Here is a 21,740-nt window from a genome sequence, read left to right as displayed (position 1 = left end):
TCCGGCGATCGAGGCGAGTGGATGGTAGTGCCGCTCCGCGGATGTGTGGGGGGATCAGCGCACGGCATGGTGCGGGCGTCGTGCCAGAGCGCATCGCCAGAAGGCGGCAGCGGTCTCCCGCCCTCGGCCGGAATAGGCTTCAACCATGAGTGGTGTGCTCAGTGGTGCCCGAAACACGGTGAATCCCCTTCGCCAGCTCACGATCGACCAGCTTCGCCAACGGACGAGCCTCAAGTGGCGGGAGTACCCCGAGGACGTACTGCCGCTCTGGGTGGCGGAGATGGACGTGCCGTTGGCCGAGCCGGTCGCGCGGGCGATCACCGACGCCGTCGCGCGCGGCGACACCGGCTACACCGCCGGTACGGCGTATCCGCAGGCGCTGGCGGAGTTCGCCCGGCGGCGGTGGGGTTGGGACGGGCTGGCCGTGGAGCGCACCGCGTTGGTGCCGGATGTGATGCACGGCGTCGTCGAGGCGCTGCGGCTGGTCACCGAGCCGGGGGACGCGGTGGTCGTCAGCTGCCCGGTCTACCCGCCGTTCTACGGGTTCGTGGCGCACGCCGGCCGCCGGATCCTGGAGGCGCCACTCGGCGAGGACCTGCGGATCGACCTCGGCACACTGGAGGACGCGTTCCGGCGGGCTCGGGCCGGTGGGCGGCCGGCGGCGTACCTGCTGTGCAGCCCGCACAACCCGACCGGCGTCATACACACCGCCGACGAATTGGCCGCCGTCGCCAGCCTGGCCGAGCGGCACGGGGTCCGTGTGGTCGCCGACGAGATCCACGCTCCGGTGGTGGCCGGCGGAGCGCGGTTCGTGCCGTACCTCTCGGTGCCCGGCGCGGAGAACGGCCTGTCGCTGATGTCCGCCTCGAAGGGGTGGAACCTGGCCGGCCTGCGCGGTGCGCTCCTCATCGCCGGCCCGGCCGCGGCCGGGGACCTCGCCCGCGTTCCGTTCGAGGCCAGCGTCAGCACCAGCCACCTCGGCGTGATCGCCCACACCGCCGCCTTCCGGGACGGCGGCGAGTGGCTCGACGCCGTGTTGACCGGCCTGGACGACAACCGTCGGCTCCTCGCCGCGCTGCTCGCCGAGCACCTGCCAGCCGTCCGTTACCGTCCCGGTCAGGCCACGTATCTCGCCTGGCTCGACTGCCGCGCCCTGGACCTCGGCGACGACCCCGCCACCGTGTTCCTCGACCGCGGTCGGGTGGCGCTCAACTCCGGCTCGGCCTTCGGCGCCGGCGGCGACGGCCACGTCCGGCTGAACCTGGCCACCGCACCGGAGTTGATCACCGAGGCGGTACGCCGAATGGCCACCGCCGTCGCCGGGTCGGCAAAGCCCCTGTTGCCGAAGTGACCACGGCCGTCGTGTCGGCGGTGCCCACCGCTGTCACTGACCGGCTGCGGGTGTCGACGGCCTCAGCGGGCGGCTGTCACCGACCGGTTGGCCCCGGCACCCTCGCCCGCGGGCGACGCGAACGTGGTCCCCGCACCGAAGGCGCCTTCCTGCAAGCCGAGGCTTCCGCTGTCAGCGTGGTCGCCGGCCGTACGCCGCTTGGCCCTGATGACCGCCCCCGCGAACGCCGCCGCGGTCACCACCAACGCCGCCGCCTGCCACATCTGCCGTCTCCTGTTCGGCCGACGCCTCATGCCGATCGCCTCCTCGTTCTCGTGGTCACTCGTGGTCTTTATCGTCTGGAACCGGAGCGGTGGCGAGGGAGCAATCGGCCGGATTGACACGATCGTGCTCGGCGGCGGCAGGCGCTCCGGGCCGGGGTCCCAGCCGGTCCGTTCCGCCGAGCGGAAGGCGGCAGGACCGCACGGTGGCAACGCTCGCGGGTTACCGACGCGATCCTCTCGCCCGTGGAACGGAAGGAGGGGCGTCACCGGCGCTGGCGGTGCCCGGCGGCGTCGACGACACGGTCGACCCGACCGGGACGTCCCGTCGGGCGAGGTGGCGCAGGAGACCTCGGATGTGGTGCTTGTCCGCCGGCGAGACCGTGTCGTCGAGCAACCGTTGGCGGATGGCGCCCAGGTCGGCGTCGACCTCCGTCAGTGCCCGGGGGGCGGGCGGTACGGCGGTGGCGTTCGGCATCGCCAGCGGGCGGATCGCGGCTGCGATGGGGAGCCCCAGGGTGGTGCACAGGCTGCGTACCTTGGCCAGCTCGGGGTAGTGCTGCCAGTCGCCGGCGAGCCAGCGGAACAGCGTCGAGCGGCTGACGCCGGTGTGTCGCGCGATGTCGCCGACGCTCCAACCGCGCTCCTTGCGGGCGTCGGTGACCGCCTGGCGGACGAACTGCGCGAAAGCCTGCTGGGGCGTTGGGGGACTGGTGTCCATCCTCAGACGTGTCTTCCCTCGGTCTGGTGGTGCCTCGGCCTGCGGCGCTCGATGGTCAGATCTGATCACCCATCCCGATGTTCCGACGGCGTGGAGGTGGTGCCGACGTGATCGTCTCCCAGCTTTCGGCGTCGCGCTCGGTTGGCCGGCGAGGATCCCTACTCGTTCGAGACCCGTCGGTTACTCAACCGCCTGGCCGGACAGGGGTGGTCCCGTCGCCGCCGCTGGCTGTCTGGTTGCTGGCCGGATGTCGGGTTTGCTGGCCGTGATCGTGGCGCTCGGGCCAGATGAGGCGACGTGATCTGGGTGCGGCCGGTGGATTCAGGTACCGTCGCCTGTCACACCGTCTTCGCACCAACCTGGCTGCCCGTCGCAGGGGGAGCCGAACCGGAGGGACACAGCCGTGAGGTTCCGTAGCGCAGTCCGCAAGGCCGGCCTCGTCGTGGCGATCGCCGCCCTGGCGGCGAGTGCGGGATGTGCCAAGAAGGATGACAGCGAGGTCCAGGCGAGCGGGGTCAAGCTGGTCCAGGCGGGCAAGCTGACCGTCTGCACCCACCTGCCCTACCCGCCGTTCCAGTCCAAGGACGCCAGCGGCAAGGTCACCGGGTTCGACGTCGAGCTGATGGACCTGGTCGCCAAGGAGCTGGGCGTCGAGCAGACGATCGTCGACACCCCGTTCGAGGGCATCAAGTCGGGTCAGGATCTGAACACCGGCAAGTGCGACGCGGCCGCTGCCGGCATGACGATCACCGAGGAACGGCAGAAGGTGATGAACTTCTCCGACCCGTACTTCGACGCGACCCAGGCGATGTTGGTCAAGACCGGCAAGCCGTACAAGGCCCTCGACGACCTCCGGGGCAAGAAGCTCGGTGTCCAGGCGGCCACGACCGGGCGTGACTACGCCCGGAAGTTCGAGAAGGAGAAGGGCCTGCAGCTCGTCGAGTTCGAGGATCTCGCCGCCCTGCAGCAGGCCGTCTCCAACGGCCAGGTCGAGGCGGGCATCAACGACCTGCCGGTCTGGACCGAGTACCTCAAGAAGAACCCGGGCGGGTTCGAGGTGGCTGCCGAGTTCGACACCGGCGAGCAGTACGGGTTCTCGGTGAAGAAGGACGGCAACCCGGAGCTGCTCAAGAAGATCAACGAGGTGCTGGCCAAGGCCAAGCAGGATGGCTCGTACGACGCGATCTACGAGAAGTGGATCGGCAAGCGGCCCAGCGCGTGATCGAAGCTCATGGCAGGAGGGCGCGCGGCTCGCGCGCCCTCCTCGTAGGTAACTCCCGGGAAGGCAAGGAGCGACGACAGTGAAGCTGCGGCGCCGCCAGCGAGAGCGGCTGTCCCTCTGGCTCCAGTACCTGGCCTTCATCGCCATCATCGCCGTGGTGCTCCTCGCCGCGGACTGGGGCAGGTTGAAGGACGCCTTCTTCCGCGTCGACATCATCGAGTCGATGTTCCCGACGATCATCACCGTCGCGCTGCGCAACACGGTGCTCTACACGCTGGGCGCGTTCGCCTTCGGCCTCGTGTTCGGCACCATCCTCGCGCTGATGCGGCTGTCCCGGGTGGCTCCGTACCGCTGGGTGGCCACGGCCTACATCGAGCTGTTCCGGGGTCTGCCGGCGCTGCTGGTGCTCTTCCTTGTCGGGTACGGCATTCCCATCGCCTTCCCCGAGCGGGAGATCCCGGGCGGCGTCTTCGGTTCGATCGCGATCGGTCTCGGGTTGACCGCCGCCGCGTACATGGCCGAGACCATCCGGGCCGGCATCCAGGCCGTGCCGAAGGGGCAGATGGAGGCGGCGCGCACCCTCGGCATGTCGCACTTCACGGCCATGCGCACGATCGTCATCCCGCAGGCGTTCCGGATCGTGATCCCGCCGCTGACGAACGAACTCATCCTGCTCACCAAGGATTCGTCGCTGGCGTACGTGCTGGGCGTGACGGCGCAGACCATCGAGGTCACCAAGTTCGGTCGGGACATGCTCAACGACCGGGTGAACGCCACCCCGCTGCTGGTGGCCGGCCTCGCGTACCTGATCATCACCCTGCCCCTGTCCCAGGTGGTACGACGCCTCGAACTCCGATACGCCAAGGCTCGGTGACCCGCATGACGACGACTCCGTCCCGCCCCGCCGTCGAGATCCGCGACCTGCACAAGTCCTTCGGGCCGCTCGAGGTGCTCAAGGGCATCGACTTCGAGGTCGCCCAGGGCGAGGTGGTGTGCGTCATCGGGCCGTCCGGGTCGGGCAAGTCGACGCTGCTGCGGTGCGTCGACCTGCTGGAGGAGCCGACGGCCGGCAGGATCTGGGTGAACGGCGTCGAGATGACCGACCCGGATGTCGAGATCGACGCGGTGCGCCGCGGCATCGGCATGGTCTTCCAGTCGTTCAACCTGTTCCCGCATCTGACCGTCCTGAACAACCTCACCATCGCCCAGCGTCGCGTGTTGCGGCGGGGCCGTGCCGAGGCCGAGCGGATCGCGCGGGCCAACCTGGAGCGCGTGGGCCTGACCGACAAGGCCGACGCGTTCCCGGCGCAGCTCTCCGGGGGTCAGCAGCAGCGGGCGGCGATCGCCCGCTCGCTGTCGATGGAGCCCAAGCTGATGCTCTTCGACGAGCCGACCTCGGCGCTCGACCCGGAACTGGTCGGCGACGTGCTCACCGTCATGCGCAAGCTGGCCGAGGACGGCATGACGATGATGGTGGTCACCCACGAGATGGCGTTCGCCCGCGACGTCGCCGACCGGGTGGTGTTCATGGACGGCGGCGTGGTCGTCGAGCAGGGGCCACCGCAGGAGGTGCTGGGGGCGCCGCGGCACGAACGGACCCGTTCGTTCCTGTCCCGGGTGCTCGACCCGACCCACGTCGCGCAGCTCGGTCTGCCCGACCAGTCTCCGGAGCCTCCGGAGTCGCCGCGCCTACCGACCGACGAGCGCCACAACCTCTGACAGCCGACGTACGTCTGTCCGCCGGGTGCCCCGGCGGGCCAACCCCGCGCGCCCCTGACGAGGTCCGCGGTCGTCAGCGGGCGCAACCGTCGATATGCAAACCTCACCCTGAACGGGCTCCGGCATCACTGGGCCGGAGGTGGCAGGTCGGCCGGGCTGACCTGGGCATCGATGTGTGGCAGGCTCATGATCGATCGAGAGCCGTCGTGATGTCCCGGTAAACTTCTTGCAATCAGGACTGTACTTTCGTCGATGGATTACATAAGTTGCTGTTATCCATCGAAAGTTCTGAGTCTTCCGAGCAAAGTCCGCGACAAGGTCCACACGGTCGTGCTGCCGCCCCTCATGCTCGGCGGTCGCTGTACCGTGCCCGCGTCACGGCTTCGCCCGGTGAACGGAGTCCCATGGACGACCAACCCGTCGGCTCCCACCGTCCCCTGTCCCGCAGATCGCTGATCGCCACCGGAGCCCTCGCCGCCGGAGCCCTGGGGGCGTCCGCCCCCGCGATCGGCGCCGCGTTCGGAGGCAGCCCGGCACGCGCGGCCGCCGGCGTCACGAAGAAGGTCACCATCTACGCCGAGCAGTTGCCCGGCGGGCTGTTCGGGTACGGTCTGGCACCCGGCCAGGCCACGGTGCCGGGGCCGTTGCTGGAGATGTACGAGGGGGACACCCTCGAGATCACCCTGGTCAACACCACCGACCAGCGGCTGTCCATCCATCCGCACGGGGTGGACTACAGCACCGACTCGGACGGCAGCCCGCTCAACGCGTCGTTCAACAATCCCGGTGAGACCCGCACCTACGTGTGGCGCTCGCGGGAGATGTTCCTCGCGTCCGGCCGGCGGTTCATGCCGGGCAGTGCCGGCTACTGGCACTACCACGACCACGCGATGGGCACCGACCACGGCACCGGCGGTGTCGCGAAGGGACTGTACGGGGCGCTGATCGTCCGGCGCCGCGGCGACATCCTGCCGGAGAAGCAGTTCACCGTCGTGTTCAACGACATGATGATCAACAACCGGATGGCCCCGAACACCCCGATGTTCGAGGCGAACCTGGGCCAGCGGGTGGAGTGGATCGCCATCGGGCACGGCGGCACCTTCCACACCTTCCACCTGCACGCGCACCGCTGGGCGGACAACCGCACGGGGATGCTCGAGAGCACGGCCGACCCGAGCCTCGTGATTGACAACAAGGACCTCAATCCGGGCAGCTCGTTCGGCTTCCAGGTGCTCGCCGGAGAGGGCGTCGGGCCCGGCGCGTGGATGTACCACTGCCACGTGCAGTCGCACTCCGATGGCGGCATGGCCGGAATCTTCCTGGTGCGCAACGCCGACGGCAGCATGCCGCCGGGCGCCGAAGAGGCCATCCACCGGTTCCAGGGCCACACACACACGCATGGCAGCTGACCGAAACCGAGAGTGGGGACGGGGATGACAGGAACAGTACGACGAGCACTAGCAGCGGTAGCGGCCATCGCTTTGTTGATGCCGGCAACGGCGGCGGCAGCGGCACCGGAGGCGGTAGCCGCACCGCAAGCGGCTCAGGAGGCCAGGGCAGCCGTCCTCGTCTTCCACGGGCCGGTGGCCGAGCAGCAGGACCCTGTCTTGCGCGCCCTGGAGGCAATCAAAGATCTTGGCGCGGTTCATGACATCGATGTCACGGCTACCACGAACCCCGCCGTTTTCACGGCCGCCGGGCTCGCGCCGTACCGCAGCGTGGTCTTCCTCTCCGCGACGGGCGCCGCGCTCAACCGTGACCAGGAAGCGGCGCTGCAGAGCTACATGAAGGCCGGCGGCGGCTTCGTCGGCATCGCCGACGCCGCCCGCGCGCAGGTCGAATCGGCCTGGTTCACCGGCCTGATCGGCACCCGCCCGGCCGGCGCCATCCCGGTGGCCGAGCCGGTCGCCCGGGTGACCGCCAGCGGTGAGAACGCGCCGAACGAGACCAAGGAGAAGCTGACCGACGGCGACTCCGGCACCAAGTGGCTCGTCCGCACGCCGACGGCCTGGGTGGCCTACGAGCTGAGCGCACCCAAGCGCATCACCGGCTACGCGCTGACGTCGGCCAACGACTCCTCCGGCCGTGACCCGAAGGACTGGACCCTGCAGGGCTCCACGGACGGCCAGAACTGGTCCGACGTGGACCGGCGCACCGGCCAGACCTTCCCGGAGCGCTTCCAGACCCGGCGGTTCGACATCGCCACGCCGCAGGAGTTCAAACACTTCCGCCTGAACATCACCGCGAACAGCGGCGAGCCGCTGACCCAGCTCGCCGACCTGCGCCTGTTCACCGGCAGCACCACCGCGCCGGAGCCGCCCGCGGTGAACCGGGCGGTCGTCAACATCCTCGACCGGAAGCACCCGGCCACGGCGTCGCTGCCGCTGACGCTCACCCGCTCGGACCGCTGGGAGAACTGGGACCCGAACCCGATCGGTGCCGTGCACACCCTCGCCCAGGTCGAGGAGCGCCACTACAACCCGGGGCCGGGCGCCAACGGCCCGTTCCACCCGGTGTCCTGGTGCCGGGACTACGACGGCGGCCGGTCGTTCTACACCGGCATGGGCCACACCGAGGGCAGCTACGGCGAGGAGGCGTTCCGCACGCACCTGGCCGGGGCGCTCAAGTGGACGACCGGCCTTCAGCGCGGTGACTGCCAGGCGACGATCGCCGCGAACTACAAGGTGGAGCGGCTCACCGCGGCCAACCAGGCCGGGCAGCTGGACCAGATCGGCGAGCCGCACGGGCTCACCATCGCGCCGGACAACACGGTGTTCTACGTCGGCAAGGCGGCCTGCCCGAGCGGCCCGATCGCGGACTGGAACAACCCCGACGTCGGCCTGGGCTGCGGCACCATCCACTCGTGGGACCCGCGCACCAAGCAGGCCAAGCTGCTCACCACCCTGGAGGTGATGGGTAACCGGGGCAGCGGCTCGGAGCTGGTGAAGAACGAGGAGGGCCTGCTCGGCATCGTGCCCGACCCCAAGTTCGCCGAGAACGGCTGGCTCTACGTCTACTGGATGCCGCACGACTCGATCGACCGGGTGAAGCGGGTCGGGCAGCGAACCGTCTCCCGGTTCACCTACGACCGTGCGACCCAGACGATCGACCAGGCCACCCGTAAGGATCTGCTGCAGTTCCCGGTGCAGATCCACAGCTGCTGCCACGCCGGCGGCGGCATGGCGTTCGACGCCAAGGGCAACCTCTACGTGGGCTCCGGCGACAACAACTCGTCCGAGGGATCGCAGGGCTACTCCGGCAACAACTGGACCCAGGAGTACCAGGGGATCTCGTTCCAGGACGCCCGCCGCACCTCGGGCAACACCAACGACCTGGCCGGTAAGATCATCCGGATCCACCCGGAGGCGGACGGCACGTACACCATCCCGGAGGGCAACCTGTTCCCGCCGGGCACGGAGAAGACCCGGCCGGAGATCTACGTGATGGGCGTGCGCAACATCGCCCGCCTGCAGGTCGACCCGGAGCACCAGTGGCTGACCGCGGGCTGGGTCGGCCCGGACGCCGCGTCGCCGAGCCCGACGCTGGGCCCGGCGAAGTACGAGACCGCGACCATCATCACCTCGGCGGGTAACCAGGGCTGGCCGTACTGCATGGGCAACCGGCAGCCGTACCGGGACCGCAGCACCACCGACGCGACCGTGCTGACCGGCTGGTACGACTGCGACAACCTGAAGAACGAGTCGCCGCGTAACACCGGTCTGGTGGACATCCCGGCGGCCCGGGACAACATGATCTGGTACTCCCCGGACGGCGGCGGACCGGTGTTCCCGAAGCGGGCCGACGGCAGTGGCCTGCCGACCTACGTCGCGGCCGACGCCACCTACACCCAGCCCTACCTGCGCGGCGGCGGCCAGGCCATCATGTCCGGCCCGACCTACCACCGCGACCTCGTCGACACCAACAGCGGCGTGGCCTGGCCGGAGTACTGGGACGAGAAGTGGTTCATCGGCGACCAGTCGAACGCGAACAACCGCGTCGCGGTCACCGTCGACCCGGCCGGCGTGCCCACCGCCGCGCCGCCGGTGTACGCCGAGTCGCTGCGGGCCATCATCCCCGGCGGCAACGGCGACACCCGGCTGCAGAGCTGGATGGACGCCAAGTTCGGCCCGGACGGTGCGCTCTACCTGCTGGACTACGGAGGCGGGTTCTTCAGCCTGCACCCCAACCAGAAGCTGATCCGCATCACCTACACCGGTGGCGCGCCCACCCCGGCGCCGGCCGCGACCTCGGTCGCCGTGCAGAACAAGCCGCTGACCATCGCCTTCAACGGCTCTCGCTCCGGTGGCGTCAGCTACCGGTGGGAGTTCGGCGACGGCGCCACGTCGACCGAGGCGAACCCTCGGCACACGTACGCCCGGGTCGGCACCTTCACGGCGAAGCTGACCGTCACGTACGCCGACGGTGAGACGGCGACGGTGCAGACCACGGTCACGGTGGGCTGTGCGGTGCCCGACAGCCGGGACACCGTGTGGCTCGGCGACACCGACACGAAGGTGCCCAGCCGTACGGTCGGGCAGGGCTGCACCATCAACGACCTGATCGACGACGAGAGCACGTGGGGCGACCACAACAGCTTCGTCCGGCACGTGACGGCGGTGACCGACACGCTCCAGCGCGACGGCCTGCTCTCCGCCCGCGAAGCCGGCACGCTGACCCGCCTGGCTGCCGCGTCCGACATCGGCCGGGACGGCCGCACCGGGTACGAGCCGCTCTTCGACGGCACCGCTGAGTCGCTGCTCGGCTGGCAGCAGGCACCATCGGGATCGTTCGGCATCCAGCCGGACGGCTCACTGCGGTCCAGCGGTGGCCTGGGCATGCTCTGGCACACCAAGGAGTTCGGCGACTTCTCGCTGAAGTTGCAGTTCCGCGACATCGCGCCAGGGACCGGACGGGCCAACAGTGGAGTCTTCACCCGGTTCCCGGACCCACGGATCCCGCTGGAGCAACGCCCGCCGGGCAGCTGCGGCACGGTCGGATCGGCCCGGACCTCACCGGCGTGGGTGGCGATCTTCTGCGGGCACGAGATCCAGATCTACGACGGTGAGACCGGCGAGCCGCAGAAGACGGGCTCGGTCTACAACTTCGACTCCGTGCCACTCGCCCAGGCCGGTGTCACTCCGAAGGAGCAGTGGAACGACTACGAGATCCGCGTCGTCGGGCAGCACTACACGATGATCCGCAACGGCGTGGTGATCAACGAGTTCGACAACACGCCGGGCAAGCAGTCGTCCCGCGCGGGCGACCCGCCGACCGATCTGCGGCAGTTCCTCCGCGGCTTCATCGGGCTGCAGAACCACGGCGACAACGACCTGATCGAGTTCCGCAACATCCGTGCGCGGGAACTCTAGGAGAAACGATGACCCGACGATTAATGGCCGCGCTGTCGGCGCTCCTGCTCACCGTCCTTCCCCTGGCCGCGACGCCCGCCTCCGCCGCTCCGAGCGCCCAGGCGCAGGTGTTGACCTGGACCGCCGACGACAGCATCACCCGCTACAAGTCCGCACCCGCCCAGGCGGTGGCCGGCGAAACCACGATCATCTGGGAGAACAGCTCGGCGACCGGTAACACCACCGGGATGCCGCACACGCTGACCTTCGACACCACCACCGACGGCTACAACCACGACGTCACGCTGAACATCCTGGCCAACCCGTTCGACGTGAACAACGGCCGGCACCAGGCGACCGTGACCCTGACCCCGGGCAGGTACCGCTACTTCTGCTCCATCCCGGGCCACAGCCAGATGGTCGGTGAACTGGTCGTCACCGACGGCGGGGGAGGCACCGACACGACCCCGCCGACGGTGACGGGCGCCGTCACGGGCGACCGCGACGGGGACGGCAACTACATCGGCGCGGCCACGGTGACCGTCACGGCCACCGACGCCGGGTCGGGTGTGGACACCGTCGAGTACCAGGTCGACGACACCAGCTTCCAGCCCTACACGCAGCCGGTGCAGGTGACCGCGATCGGTGACCACTCGGTGCAGTTCCGCGCCACCGACGAGGCCGGCAACGTCAGTGCGGTCGGCTCGGTGTCGTTCCGGGTCGTCGAGCCGAGCCAGGAGGACACCACCCCGCCGGTGGTGACGGCCGCCCTGGCCGGCGACCAGGACGGCGACGGCAACTACATCGGTACGGCCACCGCCACGCTGGCCGCCACCGACGCGGAGTCCGGCGTCGCCACGGTCGAGTACTCGCTGGACGGGGGCGCCTTCACCCCGTACACCCAGCCGATCGTGGTCGACGACGTCGGCATGCACATGCTGCACTACCGGGCGACCGACGTCGCGGGAAACACGTCGGCCGAGCAGATGGCCCACTTCACCGTCGTGCCCCCGCCCGTCGAGGACACCACCCCGCCCGCGGTGTCCGCCACGGTCACCGGTGAGCGGGACGCAGCCGGCGGATACGTCGGGGCCGCGACCGTGACCGTCACGGCGACCGACGACGGCTCCGGTGTGGCGAAGATCGAGTACGCGCTCGACACCGGCGCCTGGACGACGTACACCGCCCCGGTCTCCGTCCGCGCCGTCGGCGCCCACACCGTGCGGTACCGGGCAACCGACACCGCCGGGAACACCGCCACCGAGCAGTCGGCGACGTTCACCGTGGTCGCTGACGGCACCGACGCCTGCCCCGGGTCGGACACCCGGGGAACGGTGATCATCGACGGTGACGACACCGGGGTGGCCAACGTCGACACCGGCAACGGCTGCACCATCAACGATCTGATCGCCGAGAACGCCGACTATCCGGGGCACGCCGAATTCGTCCGGCACGTCGAGACCGTCACCACCGCGCTCGTGACCGGCGGAACGCTGAACCAGCGGCAGCAGGGCGCCATCGTCCGGGCCGCGGCCCGATCGGACGTCGGCGCATGAGTCACCGAATCTCATCGACAGGGAGTACAGCGATGCCCAGACGTACCTTCGCCAAGCTGGCGACCGTGACCGCCGTCGTCGCCTCCTCGGTGCTGGCGGTGGCACCCAGCGCACACGCTGACCTGGTCACCTACTGCATCGGCACCGGCGGTGCCGTGACCGTGCCCAACGACCTGTACGTGCCGGCCGGCGAGTCCTGCGCGCTCACCGGCACCACCATCACCGGCAACGTCAGCGTCGCCGCCGGCGGCAACCTGGTGGTCAACGGCGGCACCATCAGCGGCGAGGTACGCGTCGCCACGGACGGCTACCTGGACGCCACCAACACGACGGTCGGTGGCCAGGTGGTGCTGGCCGCCGGCGGGTACGGCGCCTTCCTGAACGGCGCCCGGACCGGCAACGTGACGGTGCGGCCGAAGGGCACCTCGACGATCGACAGCTTCCTGTTCGTGGAGGAGTCCACAATCGTGGGAACCGTCACCGCCGGCGCCGGTGAGGTCCGGCTCGACCGCGGCACCCAGGTCGAGCGCAACCTCAACACCACCGGCACCTACTACACCGACGTCCACGACTCGTTCGTCGACGGCACCCTGTCGGTGCTGAACAGCGCCACCGGCAGTGTCGTGTGTGGCAGCGCGGTCCGGGGCCAGGCCACCTTCGCCGGCAACCTCGGCGCCGTGCAGCTCGGCCCCAACGGCACCCTCGACAGTTGCGCCTCCGGCGGCTACTGGGGCCGGGACGTCAGCATCACCAGCACCACGGGGGGTGTCACGGTCGACGACAACATCATCGACGGCAAGCTGACCGTGACGTCCAACAACCCGGCCGCCCAGGTGGCCGCGAACAACCGGATCCGTGGCGGCGTGATCGGTGACCAGGCGGCGGCCAGCACCAACCGGTCGGCTCAGGTCGCGGCGGCTCCGGAGCGGGAGGGCGCCGGGGACGAGCGGGCGGAGACCCGTCGTACCTCGGCCGTGCAGGAGGCCACCGCAGCCGGCGCCGCCCGGCTGTAACTGATCAGCACCCGTCGACCGGGCCGGACGTCACGAGACGTCCGGCCCGGCCGACGGGCGGCACATGAGTCAGGCGTCACCTACGTGCAGTTGTTCCGGGCCTTGCGCAAGAAGGCCTCCCGCGACACGAGCTTCGTCCTGTCGTGGCCGCTCGGCGCCAGCACCTGATCCTCGCCGATGCGGGTGAGGTCCGAGACAGTGAAATCGACAGATATTGCGTGATGACGGCTTGATCCGCCAAGGCTGTACCCCACCTCGGGCTCGAGCCCGGTGAGCGGTTCGACATCCACGGCCAGGCCTGACTCCGCCGCCGTGAGGTCGCGAATCTCCTTGATCTCCCAACCATTCGGCGGCTGACCGAACAGGGGGACCTCCACGACCTCGCTCGTCGGCATGCCGCTGACGCCCCACGTGATCAGCGGTCGTTCACTCGCGTCGTTGCGGTTGTCGTTCCTGTACACGCTCAGTTGGGAGAACGTGTCGTCGCACGTGACGAGAACGCCCATCGGCTGGCCATCATGTACAGCCAGGGCGACAATTGGTTCGTCAGGCGGGGTGCAGGCTGCCAGGAGTCCGAGTAGCGAGATCAGAACGCAGCCGACAGCTTGTCTACGCATGGATGCAGCCTGCCAAGGTGGCATCACACTGCGATCCCTCGATGGTCACGATCGGGGTAGGGCATGGGGGCCGCCGCTGCGCTGGCGAGCCGCGCCGTCAGCTGACGGCGCTGCCATAGAAGGCGCCCGGGTCCGCGGCCAGAGACGCCTTGACGTGGGCGCTCCACTCGTCGGCGACGACCTCGAGCTTGCCCGCCTCGATTCCGTCGAGTGCGGCGCGGACAACCTCGGCGGGGTCGATCTTGTCGCCGTCGTAGTCGGCCATCATGTCGGTGTCGGCGCTGCCCAGGTGCAGCCCGGTGACGAGGGTGCCCTGGCCGGCCAGTTCGATCCGGACACCGTTGGTCAGGCTCCACTCGGCCGCCTTCGCCGTGCCGTAGGCGTTGGCTCCGTCGTAGGAGAACCATGACATCGCGGACAGGACGTTGAGGATCCCGCCGCCGCCGTTGGCGGCCAGCACCGGCGCGAACGCCCGCACCATGCCGAGCGTTCCGTAGAAGTGCGTGTCCATCTCCAACCGGATCTTGTCCAGGTCGCCGGTCACGAGGTTGGTCCCGGTGGAGATCCCGGCGTTGTTGATCAACAGGGTGACGTCGGAAGCGGCGGCCGCCGCCTCCGCGACCGACCGCGGGTCGGTGATGTCCAGCCGGAGCTTCTCGACGCCGGGGAGGTCGATGCGCTCCGGGTGGCGGGCCGTGGCGTACACCGTGGTCGCGCCGCGCTCCAGCAGTTGTCGGGCGAAGTGCCGGCCGATGCCACGGTTGGCGCCGGTGACCAGCGCGATCGAACCGGAGATCTGCATGACTGCCTCCAGGGCGGTTTCGGTGGTTCGGTACGCGGGCTACGCTAGAACCTGACGTTGACGTGAGGGGCAAGCCCTGTGCCCGACGTCACCCAGCAGAGGGAGCGGCCGTGCGAATCGGTGAACTCGCCACCCGGACCGGCGTGTCCGTGCGCGCCCTGCGCTACTACGAGGAGCAGGCACTCCTGATCCCCGCCCGCAGCAGCGGCGGCCAGCGCCACTACGACGAGGGCGCGGTCGAGCGGGTCCACCTGATCCAGATGCTGTACGCCGCCGGCCTGTCCAGCAGGACCATCCTGGACCTCCTGCCCTGCGTCGACGCGAAGGTCAACACCCCGGAGTCCCGCGCCATGCTGACCGCCGAGCGCGAACGCATCGACCGGCAGATAGCCCAACTCACCCAGGCCAGGGACCGGCTCGACGCCGTCATCGCCCTCAGCGAGAGCCCGGCCAGCGGTTGCACCAGATCGGGCACCATCGCACCCGTGTAGCCGGCGGCATCTGCCCGCCGGTGAGAAGCCCTGCCGGCCGATCGGGGGCCGCGCCGCCGGCGACGCCGGGCCTATCGTGGTCGCATGATGGTGCGGACGCGCTGGACGATGCCCCACTCACCGGACGTGTTGTGGCCCGCGCTCTGCGACTCGCGCCTCGAGCTCCAGCCCCGGTGTCCGGTCTTCTACCTGGGCACCCCCCGGCCAACGACGTGCCGGCTGCCCGACGGCCCCGGCGAGGTGGGCGCCGCGCGGCAGTGCGTCTCGGAGCAGGGTGTGGTGCGGCAGAGGATCACCCTCTGGGAGCCGCCCAGCCGGCTGGCCTTCCACATGGAGTCGACGGACCTCTACTTCCACCGTTTCGTCGACCAGCTCGCGGATCTGTTCGAGCTGGAACCGGTGGGCACCGGCACGAGGGTGACCCGGACGACGACGGTCACGGTTGGGGGCTTCGGCCGCGTCGTGTTGGAGCCGGCGCTGTGGGTCGGGCTGAAATCGGTACACCGCTTCGTGTTCCGCAACTGGCAGAAGATGGCGTTGTCACCTCCCGCCGAGGTGTGACGCTTTTCTTACCCCGGCGATCCTGCCCGGCCGTCGACGGCGAATCCGCTGCGGCTGTCGCCGTGGCGATCAGAAGTCGTCGACGTTCACCGTCACGCGATGCTCGCTGGACTTCCAGTTCGGCACGTTGACCACGTCGAGCCCGCCACCGCGTTGACCGACCGCGATCCGTACCAGGCCGAGGTGTGCCGGCGTGGCCGGGATGAACACGTCCATGCCGGTGATGAAGGTCTGGCTGAAGAACTCCGGCAGCGGGGCCGTCAGGTCGGTGACACCGTCGCTGCCGTCGTCGAAGGCGAAGAGTGCGATCGTCCGCTTGACGCGGGGGGTGTTCGCCGGGTTCAGGACGTCCCTGCCGTTGATCCACAGGTTGTCGCCGGCATCGCCCTGGTCGCCCCACCACTCCTTCTGCCGTTGGATCGTCAGCGCCGTGTGCCGGTCGCTGGTGTCGACCAGCGCACCGAGCCCCTCGCCCGGCCGGCTGGTCGCCAGGCGTACGAAGGAGTCGGACCGCAGGAACGGCTGGAAGTAGAAGTGGTGCGTGGCCGCGCCGGCGCGCACGATCGCGAACTCGTACCGGGCGGTGGCGAGCACCGGGAATGGGCCGAACGAGCCGTCGCCGCTCAGGGGCACCCGATGCGCGGGCCGGCTCGACAGCCGCCCGCCGGTCAGGGAGTTGACCGGGTAGACCTCCAGCGTCGCGTCGGTGACGCCGACGTTGCTCGGGAAGAGCACGGCTCGGCCGGAGACCCGAGCGGTGCCGAAGAGTTGCGGAACGATCCGCGTCGTCCGGGGAGGGCGGCCCTGGAAGAACTGGAAGATCTCGCGGAACGACTCCGGCGACGACACGGTCTGCGTGTGGGACTGGTCGGGGAGGTACACGTTGGTCGCGCCCGCGACTGCCCGGGCCGGGTCGCCCTCGCCCCAGATCGCGAGCGTGGGTACGCCACCCGGTGGTGACGCCGCGGTGCGCCCGTCCAGGTTGACGTAGTGCGCGACGCGCACGGCGCGCGCCGGTGAGCTGGCGAGGTAGCCCTGCATGACGAAGGTGCCCAGCGAGTGCGCGAGCAGGTCCACCTTGTCCGCGCCGGTCGCCGCCAGCAGCCGTGAGATCCGCGCGTCCATCTCCGCGTACACCCGCGGGAGGATCGTGGCGACGTTCGGCGAGTCGTACTCGTGCGCCTCGATGATGTCGGTGGGGTAGCCGTTGCTGGCCAGTCGCTTGGCCTGGGACTGGAACTGCGACGCCGATCCGGCACTGCCGTGCACGAAGATCACCGGGCGGTACGACGCGCCGGTTGCGGCCCCGGCGGCCTGCGGAACGGCGGTGACGGACAGGCCGGCGGCGAGCGCGAGCCCGGCCGTCAGGGAGAGCAGTCTCCGGCGGGACGTGTGCATCGGTCCTCCACCTCGGTCGAGAAAGTATCTGCACTGGGAGCGCAGGTATCGTCTCAGGGGGATGCTCGGCGGTCCATACCCGAGCGGCGACCGCGATGGGATTACCGCCGGCGCCCGGCCGGCCTGGGCATGGTGCGGCACCTGTGCAACGATCGTCGGGCGTCATCCCGAACGGCCGTCCACCGGGGCTTGTCCGCGCACCAGTCGCTGGCAGGCACGGCAGAGGGCGCCTCACCTCGTACCCCTTGGAGAGCACGATGTCCCTCTCCCCGGCTCGGGTCTTCGCCGCGCTGAACGCTGTGCGGCCTCCCGACCAGGCGCTCCCGATCCTCGGCAAGGCCGTGGTGGTCGGCGGCAGTGTCGCCGGCATGCTGGCCGCGCGGGCCCTGTCCGCCTACGCGGAGAGCGTCGTCATCATCGAGCGGGACGACCTGCAGACGACCGGCGGGCGGCCCGGCGTGCCACAGGGGACGCAACTGCACGCGCTGCTGCCCGGCGGCTTCCTCCAACTCGAGCACCTGTTTCCCGGCTTCCGGGAGCAGGCGCTGGCCCGGGGGGCGGTCGAGGCCCCGCCCGCGGCCAGGCGGAACTACCTCGACGGCCGCCTGAAGGTCGTCGTGCCCGACGACGCCGACAGTCTGGCGGGCAGCCGACCCCTCCTGGAGGGCCTGATCCGTGACCAGGTCCTTCGACTGCCCAACGTCAAGGTGGTCACCGCCCGCGCCACGGGTCTGGTGTTCGACGGCGACGAGGTCACCGGGGTCCGCTGCGACGTCGACGGGGTGACCGGCGTCGAGAGGGGCGACCTCGTGGTGGACGCCATGGGGCGTTCGAGCAGGCTGTCGGAGTGGCTGGAGCAGTCCGGTTGGGACCGACCCGCCACGCGGCGGATGACCGTGCACCTGAACTACGCCACCGCCCTGTTCCGTCGCAACGAGGCGAACCCCGCCTCGACGGTCGTCCTGGCCCTGCACAGTCCGAAGATGTCGTCGGACGTGGCCGGCGCGGCATTCTTCGCGATCGAGGGCGACCAGTGGATGGCCATGATGGCCGGTTACGGGGACAACCGCCCGGGGCGCACCGCCGAGGACTTCGTGCGTCGCCTGCGCGATCAGTTCCCGCCGGAGTTCGGCGAGGTCGCCGGAAACGAGATGCTCGGCGACGTCCAGACCTACCGCCACGCCGACAGTCGGCGGCGGGACTTCCACGCGTTGAAGCGGTTCCCGGCCCGGCTCGTCAGCGTCGGTGACGCCGTCGCGTCGTTCAACCCGGTGTACGGGCAGGGAATCACCGCGGCGGCCCTGCACGCCGCGTGCCTGGCGATGTACCTGGGGTCGAGCCCGGACCTGAGCGTGCCGGCGCGCCAGTACCTCGACCTGCAGAAGGTCGTGGTGGACGCCGCCTGGTCGTTGTCGACCTCAGCCGACCTCGCACTGCCCCACGTGGACGGGCCCTACCCGCGCGGCTACCGGCTCTCCAGCTGGGCCAGTCGCCAGATCGTCGCGGCCACGGTCACGGACGTGACGATCGCGCGGCGGTTCAACGAGGTCGTCTCCCTGAGGGAGCACCCGCGTTCGCTGGCCACACCCGGCGTGATCCTGGGCGCCCTGCGCGCCAACCGGCGAGCGCGCTGACCGGGCTGTCGCGCGACGACAGCCCGGCCGGACAGGGCGACGGTAGCGAGGCTAACGCGGGAGCTTGCGAAGGACGTCGACGACGAAGCGGTGGTCGTCGAGTTGCGGCAGACCGGAGACACCGACCCAACCCACCACGCCGGTGCCGCGGACGCGCAGCGGCACCGCGCCCCCGGCGGCCGCGTACCGCGAGGCCGGCAGACCGTACCTCTCCGTCAGGGTCACCTGCTTGTCGTGGCACAGCCGGGCCATGTACAGCGACGAGTGCTCGAACCGCATCACCACGCGTCCCTTGCGCCGCAGCCACCCGTCGTTGTCCAGCGTCGAACCGGGCAGGCCGCAGTGGAACAGCTGACGTCCGCCGCGCCACACACCCACCGAGACGGGAAGCCGCTGCTCGCTCGCGGCGGTGACGGCCAGCATCCCCAACCCGTACGCGTCCGTCTCCGACAGGCCCGGCAGCTCCAGCTCGATCTCCTCGCGCTCCAGCTCGTCCAGCGTCGGCCATGAGTCCTGGTCAGTTGGCATGCGTACCTTCTCCTCGTCGAGTTGGCGGACGGCCCCGCGTGCGGGTGGGGCGTACGCGGTGATTGTCACAAGAGCCACTGCGTGCGCCGTGGCGGGCGGGAACGCCGATCACCAGGCGCAGGGCGCGTAGTCCTTCAGGAAACAGCCGTAGAGGTCCTCGCCCTGTTCGCCGCGGACGATCGGGTCGTACACCCGGGCGGCGCCGTCGACGAGGTCCAGCGGGGCGTGGAAGCCCTCGTCGGCCAGCCGCATCTTCGTCGGGTGGGGCCGCTCGTCGGTGATCCAGCCGGTGTCGACGCTGGTCATGAGGATGCCGTCGGTCAGCATCTCCTGGGCGCTGGTCCGGGTCAGCATGTTCAGCGCGGCCTTGGCCATGTTGGTGTGCGGGTGCCCCGGCCCCTTGTAGCCGCGCCCGAACTGGCCCTCCATCGCTGACACGTTCACCACGTACTTGCGGCGGGCCTTCGCGGCGGCCATCGCCGGTCGTAGCCGGCTGACCAGCACGAACGGCGCGGTGACGTTGCACAGCTGCACTTCGAGCAGCTCCACCGGGTCCACCTCGTGAACCCGCTGGACCCAGCTGTTGACCGAGTCGAGGTCGGGCACCAGCCCGCCGGCGTCGATGGCGGTGGCCGCCGCGATCCGTTCCGGCGACGCGGAGCCGCTGGTCAATGCCAGCGCGGTGAGCGCGTGCGGGGTGAGCGCGGTCGACTGCGGGCCGGCGGTCAGGCTGCCCGCCGGTGTGCCCTGGCCTCCCGGCTTGGCGAACGTGATCAGCTCCGGCAACGGGCCGTCCGGCAGGGCCGCGGCCTCCGCGGCGACGAGCTGCGAGTACGCCCCGGGCGAGCGCCGGACGGTCTGCGCCGCGTTGTTGATCAGGATGTCGAGTGGCCCCAGGCTGCTGACCGAGTCGGCGAGGGCGATCACCTGGGCGGGGTCGCGCAGGTCGATCCCGACGATCCGCAGACGGTGCAGCCAGTCCGCGCTGTCGGGCATCGCGGCGAACCGGCGGACCGCGTCGTGCGGGAACCGTGTGGTCACGGTGGTGTGCGCCCCGTCGCGCAGCAGCCGCAGCGCGATGTACATGCCGATCTTCGCCCGGCCGCCGGTGAGCAGTGCGCGCCGCCCGGTCAGGTCGGTGCGCGCGTCCCGGCGCTGCCGGTTCAGCGCCGCGCAGGACGGGCAGAGCTGGTGGTAGAAGGCGTCCACCTCGCGGTAGCGCTGCTTGCAGACGTAGCAGCCGCGCGGATTGTGCAGAACGCCGGCCGTGGCACCCGCGGTGGGAGAGGCGAGCGGGATGCCCTGGGTCTCGTCGTCGATGCGTCCGGGGGCACCGGTGGCGGTGGCCGCCGTCACGGCGCGGTCGGCCGAGGCGATGGCGTCCCGCCGCTCCTCGCGTCGCCGCTGCTTGATCACCTTGTAGAGCTTCGCGGTGGCCCGCTGCACCCGGACGACGTCCGGATGGTCCGGAGGCAGGGCCTCCAACGCCTCGAAGACGCTGAGGCAGGTCTCCAGACGGCTCCGGTCAATGCCGTTCTGACCGTTTTCGGGAATGTTGTCCACCGTCATGCGTCTCTGTCTCGTCCCGTTCCTGCGCCGGATCCGGCCGGCTCACCTCACGTCCGACCAGGAACTGTACGCACCGTACGGCGCTCGACGCATCTCGCGTGCGCTGCTCAGACTGCGGCGCTGGACGACGACACGAGGCGACCGGGCCCGCTCTGCCTCACCTCAGGGCTGGTCCGCGCCGGTTTCCGATCACCAGTGGGCGCGCGGAGGTCGGCAGCGGCGGGCCTGCCTGAGCAGTGCCTCGATCTGCGCGCCGAGTTGGTCCGGGTGGCGCACCGGGGCCGGGAACCTCAGTCGGATGTCCCGGTCGCTGTTCACCAGTTCGAGTCGGAGTACGAGGCCGTGACGGTCCAGCCGCAGCGGACGGACCATGCGGACACCGTGCAGCCGGTGGGGGTCCACCAGTCGGCACAGCCGTTCGACCGTGTGCGGGTGGTGGTGGTCGAGGTGACACAACAGCTCGGCTTCGGTGGCGGCGAGCGGGTCGGGCCGGGCGGTGCTGAAGTCGATCGGGTCGATCGTGGTGGTGCCCCCGGTGGTGCTCAGCTCGGCGGTGGCGAGGTCGAGGACGGTTACCAGTTGGCCGTCCCCGGCGTTCCGGTCGATGGAGGCCGGGCTCAGCCAGCCGGTGAGCGTGCCGCGTGCCCGGACCCGGTCGCGTACCGGGGTGGGGGCCAGGTCGGTCACTTCGATCATCGCGACCGTCTCCCGCTGGTGCGCGATGTCCCGCGCCATGTGGCTGCCCGCCGGCAGGTCGACCCGTACCCGTCCGTCGCCGGTCACGGAGTGGCGGCCGGCGATGTCCGCCCGGTAGCCGGGCGTGCGCAGGCCCAGGGACTGGGCGGCGACGAGCATCGACCGGAGCCGGCTCGCCGGGCTGTCTGTCGCGTCCGTCGTGTCGGTCAGCTGGTTGCTCAACCCGAACACCTCCTAATAAGGTTAGGCTTACC

Annotated in this window: 18 protein-coding genes and 1 pseudogene; 11 read left to right on the top strand and 8 right to left on the bottom strand. The window is 70.2% G+C overall.

Annotated features, from left to right (window positions below; genetic code table 11):
- Positions 1-145: 145 nt before the first annotated feature.
- Positions 146-1,351: a MalY/PatB family protein gene (locus tag ACTWLT_RS11905; RefSeq protein WP_445318407.1), complete on the top strand. Its 1,206-nt coding sequence runs from the start codon at positions 146-148 to the stop codon at positions 1,349-1,351.
- 62 nt (positions 1,352-1,413) lie between these two features.
- Here the strand turns inward: ACTWLT_RS11905 and ACTWLT_RS11900 are convergent, their stop codons facing one another.
- Positions 1,414-1,614 carry a hypothetical protein gene (locus ACTWLT_RS11900; protein ID WP_445318406.1) on the bottom strand — a complete coding sequence of 67 codons (201 nt, stop codon included), beginning with the start codon at positions 1,612-1,614 and terminating at the stop codon, positions 1,414-1,416.
- A 316-nt stretch (positions 1,615-1,930) separates the two neighbouring features.
- Positions 1,931-2,332 (bottom strand): annotated as a pseudogene (locus ACTWLT_RS11895) (helix-turn-helix domain-containing protein); the annotation flags it as partial.
- A 403-nt stretch (positions 2,333-2,735) separates the two neighbouring features.
- Between ACTWLT_RS11895 and ACTWLT_RS11890 the strand changes: the two are divergent.
- From ACTWLT_RS11890 to ACTWLT_RS11860, 7 genes are all read left to right on the top strand, one after another.
- Complete coding sequence (locus tag ACTWLT_RS11890; protein WP_445318405.1) at positions 2,736-3,554, top strand: basic amino acid ABC transporter substrate-binding protein; 819 nt, start codon at positions 2,736-2,738, stop codon at positions 3,552-3,554.
- Between the two features lie 79 nt (positions 3,555-3,633).
- Complete coding sequence (locus tag ACTWLT_RS11885; RefSeq protein ID WP_445318404.1) at positions 3,634-4,428, top strand: amino acid ABC transporter permease; 795 nt, start codon at positions 3,634-3,636, stop codon at positions 4,426-4,428.
- 5 nt (positions 4,429-4,433) lie between these two features.
- Complete coding sequence (locus tag ACTWLT_RS11880) at positions 4,434-5,273, top strand: amino acid ABC transporter ATP-binding protein (RefSeq protein ID WP_445318403.1); 840 nt, start codon at positions 4,434-4,436, stop codon at positions 5,271-5,273.
- Between the two features lie 404 nt (positions 5,274-5,677).
- Positions 5,678-6,682 carry a multicopper oxidase domain-containing protein gene (locus ACTWLT_RS11875; protein ID WP_252417643.1) on the top strand — a complete coding sequence of 335 codons (1,005 nt, stop codon included), beginning with the start codon at positions 5,678-5,680 and terminating at the stop codon, positions 6,680-6,682.
- Between the two features lie 24 nt (positions 6,683-6,706).
- A complete protein-coding gene (locus ACTWLT_RS11870; protein ID WP_445318402.1) occupies positions 6,707-10,642 on the top strand; it encodes a ThuA domain-containing protein in 3,936 nt (1,311 codons plus the stop codon).
- An 8-nt stretch (positions 10,643-10,650) separates the two neighbouring features.
- A complete protein-coding gene (locus tag ACTWLT_RS11865; protein WP_445318401.1) occupies positions 10,651-12,177 on the top strand; it encodes an OmpL47-type beta-barrel domain-containing protein in 1,527 nt (508 codons plus the stop codon).
- Positions 12,178-12,209: 32 nt separating this feature from the next.
- The gene (locus ACTWLT_RS11860; protein WP_445318400.1) at positions 12,210-13,190 is read left to right on the top strand and encodes a hypothetical protein; all 981 of its coding nucleotides are present in this window, start codon (positions 12,210-12,212) and stop codon (positions 13,188-13,190) included.
- 80 nt (positions 13,191-13,270) lie between these two features.
- Here ACTWLT_RS11860 and ACTWLT_RS11855 read toward each other — a convergent pair whose 3' ends face one another.
- A complete protein-coding gene (locus ACTWLT_RS11855) occupies positions 13,271-13,696 on the bottom strand; it encodes a hypothetical protein (protein ID WP_445318399.1) in 426 nt (141 codons plus the stop codon).
- 208 nt (positions 13,697-13,904) lie between these two features.
- Complete coding sequence (locus ACTWLT_RS11850) at positions 13,905-14,609, bottom strand: SDR family oxidoreductase (RefSeq protein WP_252417637.1); 705 nt, start codon at positions 14,607-14,609, stop codon at positions 13,905-13,907.
- Between the two features lie 110 nt (positions 14,610-14,719).
- On the opposite strand from ACTWLT_RS11850, the gene ACTWLT_RS11845 reads away from it, so the two are divergent.
- Together ACTWLT_RS11845 and ACTWLT_RS11840 are read left to right on the top strand one after the other, a co-directional pair.
- Entirely contained in the window at positions 14,720-15,100 is a 381-nt protein-coding gene (locus tag ACTWLT_RS11845; protein WP_445318398.1) for a MerR family transcriptional regulator, read from the top strand.
- 84 nt (positions 15,101-15,184) lie between these two features.
- Positions 15,185-15,661 carry an SRPBCC family protein gene (locus ACTWLT_RS11840; RefSeq protein ID WP_445318397.1) on the top strand — a complete coding sequence of 159 codons (477 nt, stop codon included), beginning with the start codon at positions 15,185-15,187 and terminating at the stop codon, positions 15,659-15,661.
- A 69-nt stretch (positions 15,662-15,730) separates the two neighbouring features.
- Here the strand turns inward: ACTWLT_RS11840 and ACTWLT_RS11835 are convergent, their stop codons facing one another.
- A complete protein-coding gene (locus tag ACTWLT_RS11835; protein ID WP_445318396.1) occupies positions 15,731-17,059 on the bottom strand; it encodes an alpha/beta hydrolase in 1,329 nt (442 codons plus the stop codon).
- 257 nt (positions 17,060-17,316) lie between these two features.
- Here ACTWLT_RS11835 and ACTWLT_RS11830 point away from each other — a divergent pair, with 257 nt between their 5' ends.
- Complete coding sequence (locus tag ACTWLT_RS11830) at positions 17,317-18,693, top strand: FAD-dependent oxidoreductase (protein WP_445318395.1); 1,377 nt, start codon at positions 17,317-17,319, stop codon at positions 18,691-18,693.
- Positions 18,694-18,744: 51 nt separating this feature from the next.
- Here the strand turns inward: ACTWLT_RS11830 and ACTWLT_RS11825 are convergent, their stop codons facing one another.
- From ACTWLT_RS11825 to ACTWLT_RS11815, 3 genes are all read right to left on the bottom strand, one after another.
- On the bottom strand, positions 18,745-19,221 hold the full coding sequence (locus ACTWLT_RS11825) for a heme-degrading domain-containing protein (protein ID WP_445318394.1): 477 nt from the start codon (positions 19,219-19,221) through the stop codon (positions 18,745-18,747).
- A gap of 108 nt (positions 19,222-19,329) precedes the next feature.
- Positions 19,330-20,790, bottom strand: a complete 1,461-nt coding sequence (locus ACTWLT_RS11820; RefSeq protein ID WP_445318393.1) for an SDR family NAD(P)-dependent oxidoreductase — start codon at positions 20,788-20,790, stop codon at positions 19,330-19,332.
- A 189-nt stretch (positions 20,791-20,979) separates the two neighbouring features.
- Positions 20,980-21,645 carry a DUF2470 domain-containing protein gene (locus ACTWLT_RS11815; RefSeq protein ID WP_445318442.1) on the bottom strand — a complete coding sequence of 222 codons (666 nt, stop codon included), beginning with the start codon at positions 21,643-21,645 and terminating at the stop codon, positions 20,980-20,982.
- Positions 21,646-21,740 lie beyond the last annotated feature (95 nt).

It is taken from the genome of Micromonospora yongxingensis (assembly GCF_052601155.1).
The sequence above is the reverse complement of the archived record's forward strand: the minus strand, read 5'-3'. Positions and strand labels throughout refer to the sequence as shown.

Excerpts from the sequence above, each read along its gene's own strand:
- ACTWLT_RS11830 (WP_445318395.1), top strand. The coding sequence starts at position 17,317 with ATGTCCCTCTCCCCGGCTCGGGTCTTCGCCGCGCTGAACGCTGTGCGG.
- ACTWLT_RS11900 (WP_445318406.1), bottom strand. The coding sequence starts at position 1,614 with ATGTGGCAGGCGGCGGCGTTGGTGGTGACCGCGGCGGCGTTCGCGGGG.
- ACTWLT_RS11875 (WP_252417643.1), top strand. The coding sequence starts at position 5,678 with ATGGACGACCAACCCGTCGGCTCCCACCGTCCCCTGTCCCGCAGATCG.
- ACTWLT_RS11865 (WP_445318401.1), top strand. The coding sequence starts at position 10,651 with ATGACCCGACGATTAATGGCCGCGCTGTCGGCGCTCCTGCTCACCGTC.
- ACTWLT_RS11840 (WP_445318397.1), top strand. The coding sequence starts at position 15,185 with ATGATGGTGCGGACGCGCTGGACGATGCCCCACTCACCGGACGTGTTG.
- ACTWLT_RS11905 (WP_445318407.1), top strand. The coding sequence starts at position 146 with ATGAGTGGTGTGCTCAGTGGTGCCCGAAACACGGTGAATCCCCTTCGC.
- ACTWLT_RS11855 (WP_445318399.1), bottom strand. The coding sequence starts at position 13,696 with ATGGGCGTTCTCGTCACGTGCGACGACACGTTCTCCCAACTGAGCGTG.
- ACTWLT_RS11860 (WP_445318400.1), top strand. The coding sequence starts at position 12,210 with ATGCCCAGACGTACCTTCGCCAAGCTGGCGACCGTGACCGCCGTCGTC.
- ACTWLT_RS11815 (WP_445318442.1), bottom strand. The coding sequence starts at position 21,645 with ATGCTCGTCGCCGCCCAGTCCCTGGGCCTGCGCACGCCCGGCTACCGG.
- ACTWLT_RS11870 (WP_445318402.1), top strand. The coding sequence starts at position 6,707 with ATGACAGGAACAGTACGACGAGCACTAGCAGCGGTAGCGGCCATCGCT.
- ACTWLT_RS11880 (WP_445318403.1), top strand. The coding sequence starts at position 4,434 with ATGACGACGACTCCGTCCCGCCCCGCCGTCGAGATCCGCGACCTGCAC.
- ACTWLT_RS11825 (WP_445318394.1), bottom strand. The coding sequence starts at position 19,221 with ATGCCAACTGACCAGGACTCATGGCCGACGCTGGACGAGCTGGAGCGC.
- ACTWLT_RS11835 (WP_445318396.1), bottom strand. The coding sequence starts at position 17,059 with ATGCACACGTCCCGCCGGAGACTGCTCTCCCTGACGGCCGGGCTCGCG.
- ACTWLT_RS11820 (WP_445318393.1), bottom strand. The coding sequence starts at position 20,790 with ATGACGGTGGACAACATTCCCGAAAACGGTCAGAACGGCATTGACCGG.
- ACTWLT_RS11850 (WP_252417637.1), bottom strand. The coding sequence starts at position 14,609 with ATGCAGATCTCCGGTTCGATCGCGCTGGTCACCGGCGCCAACCGTGGC.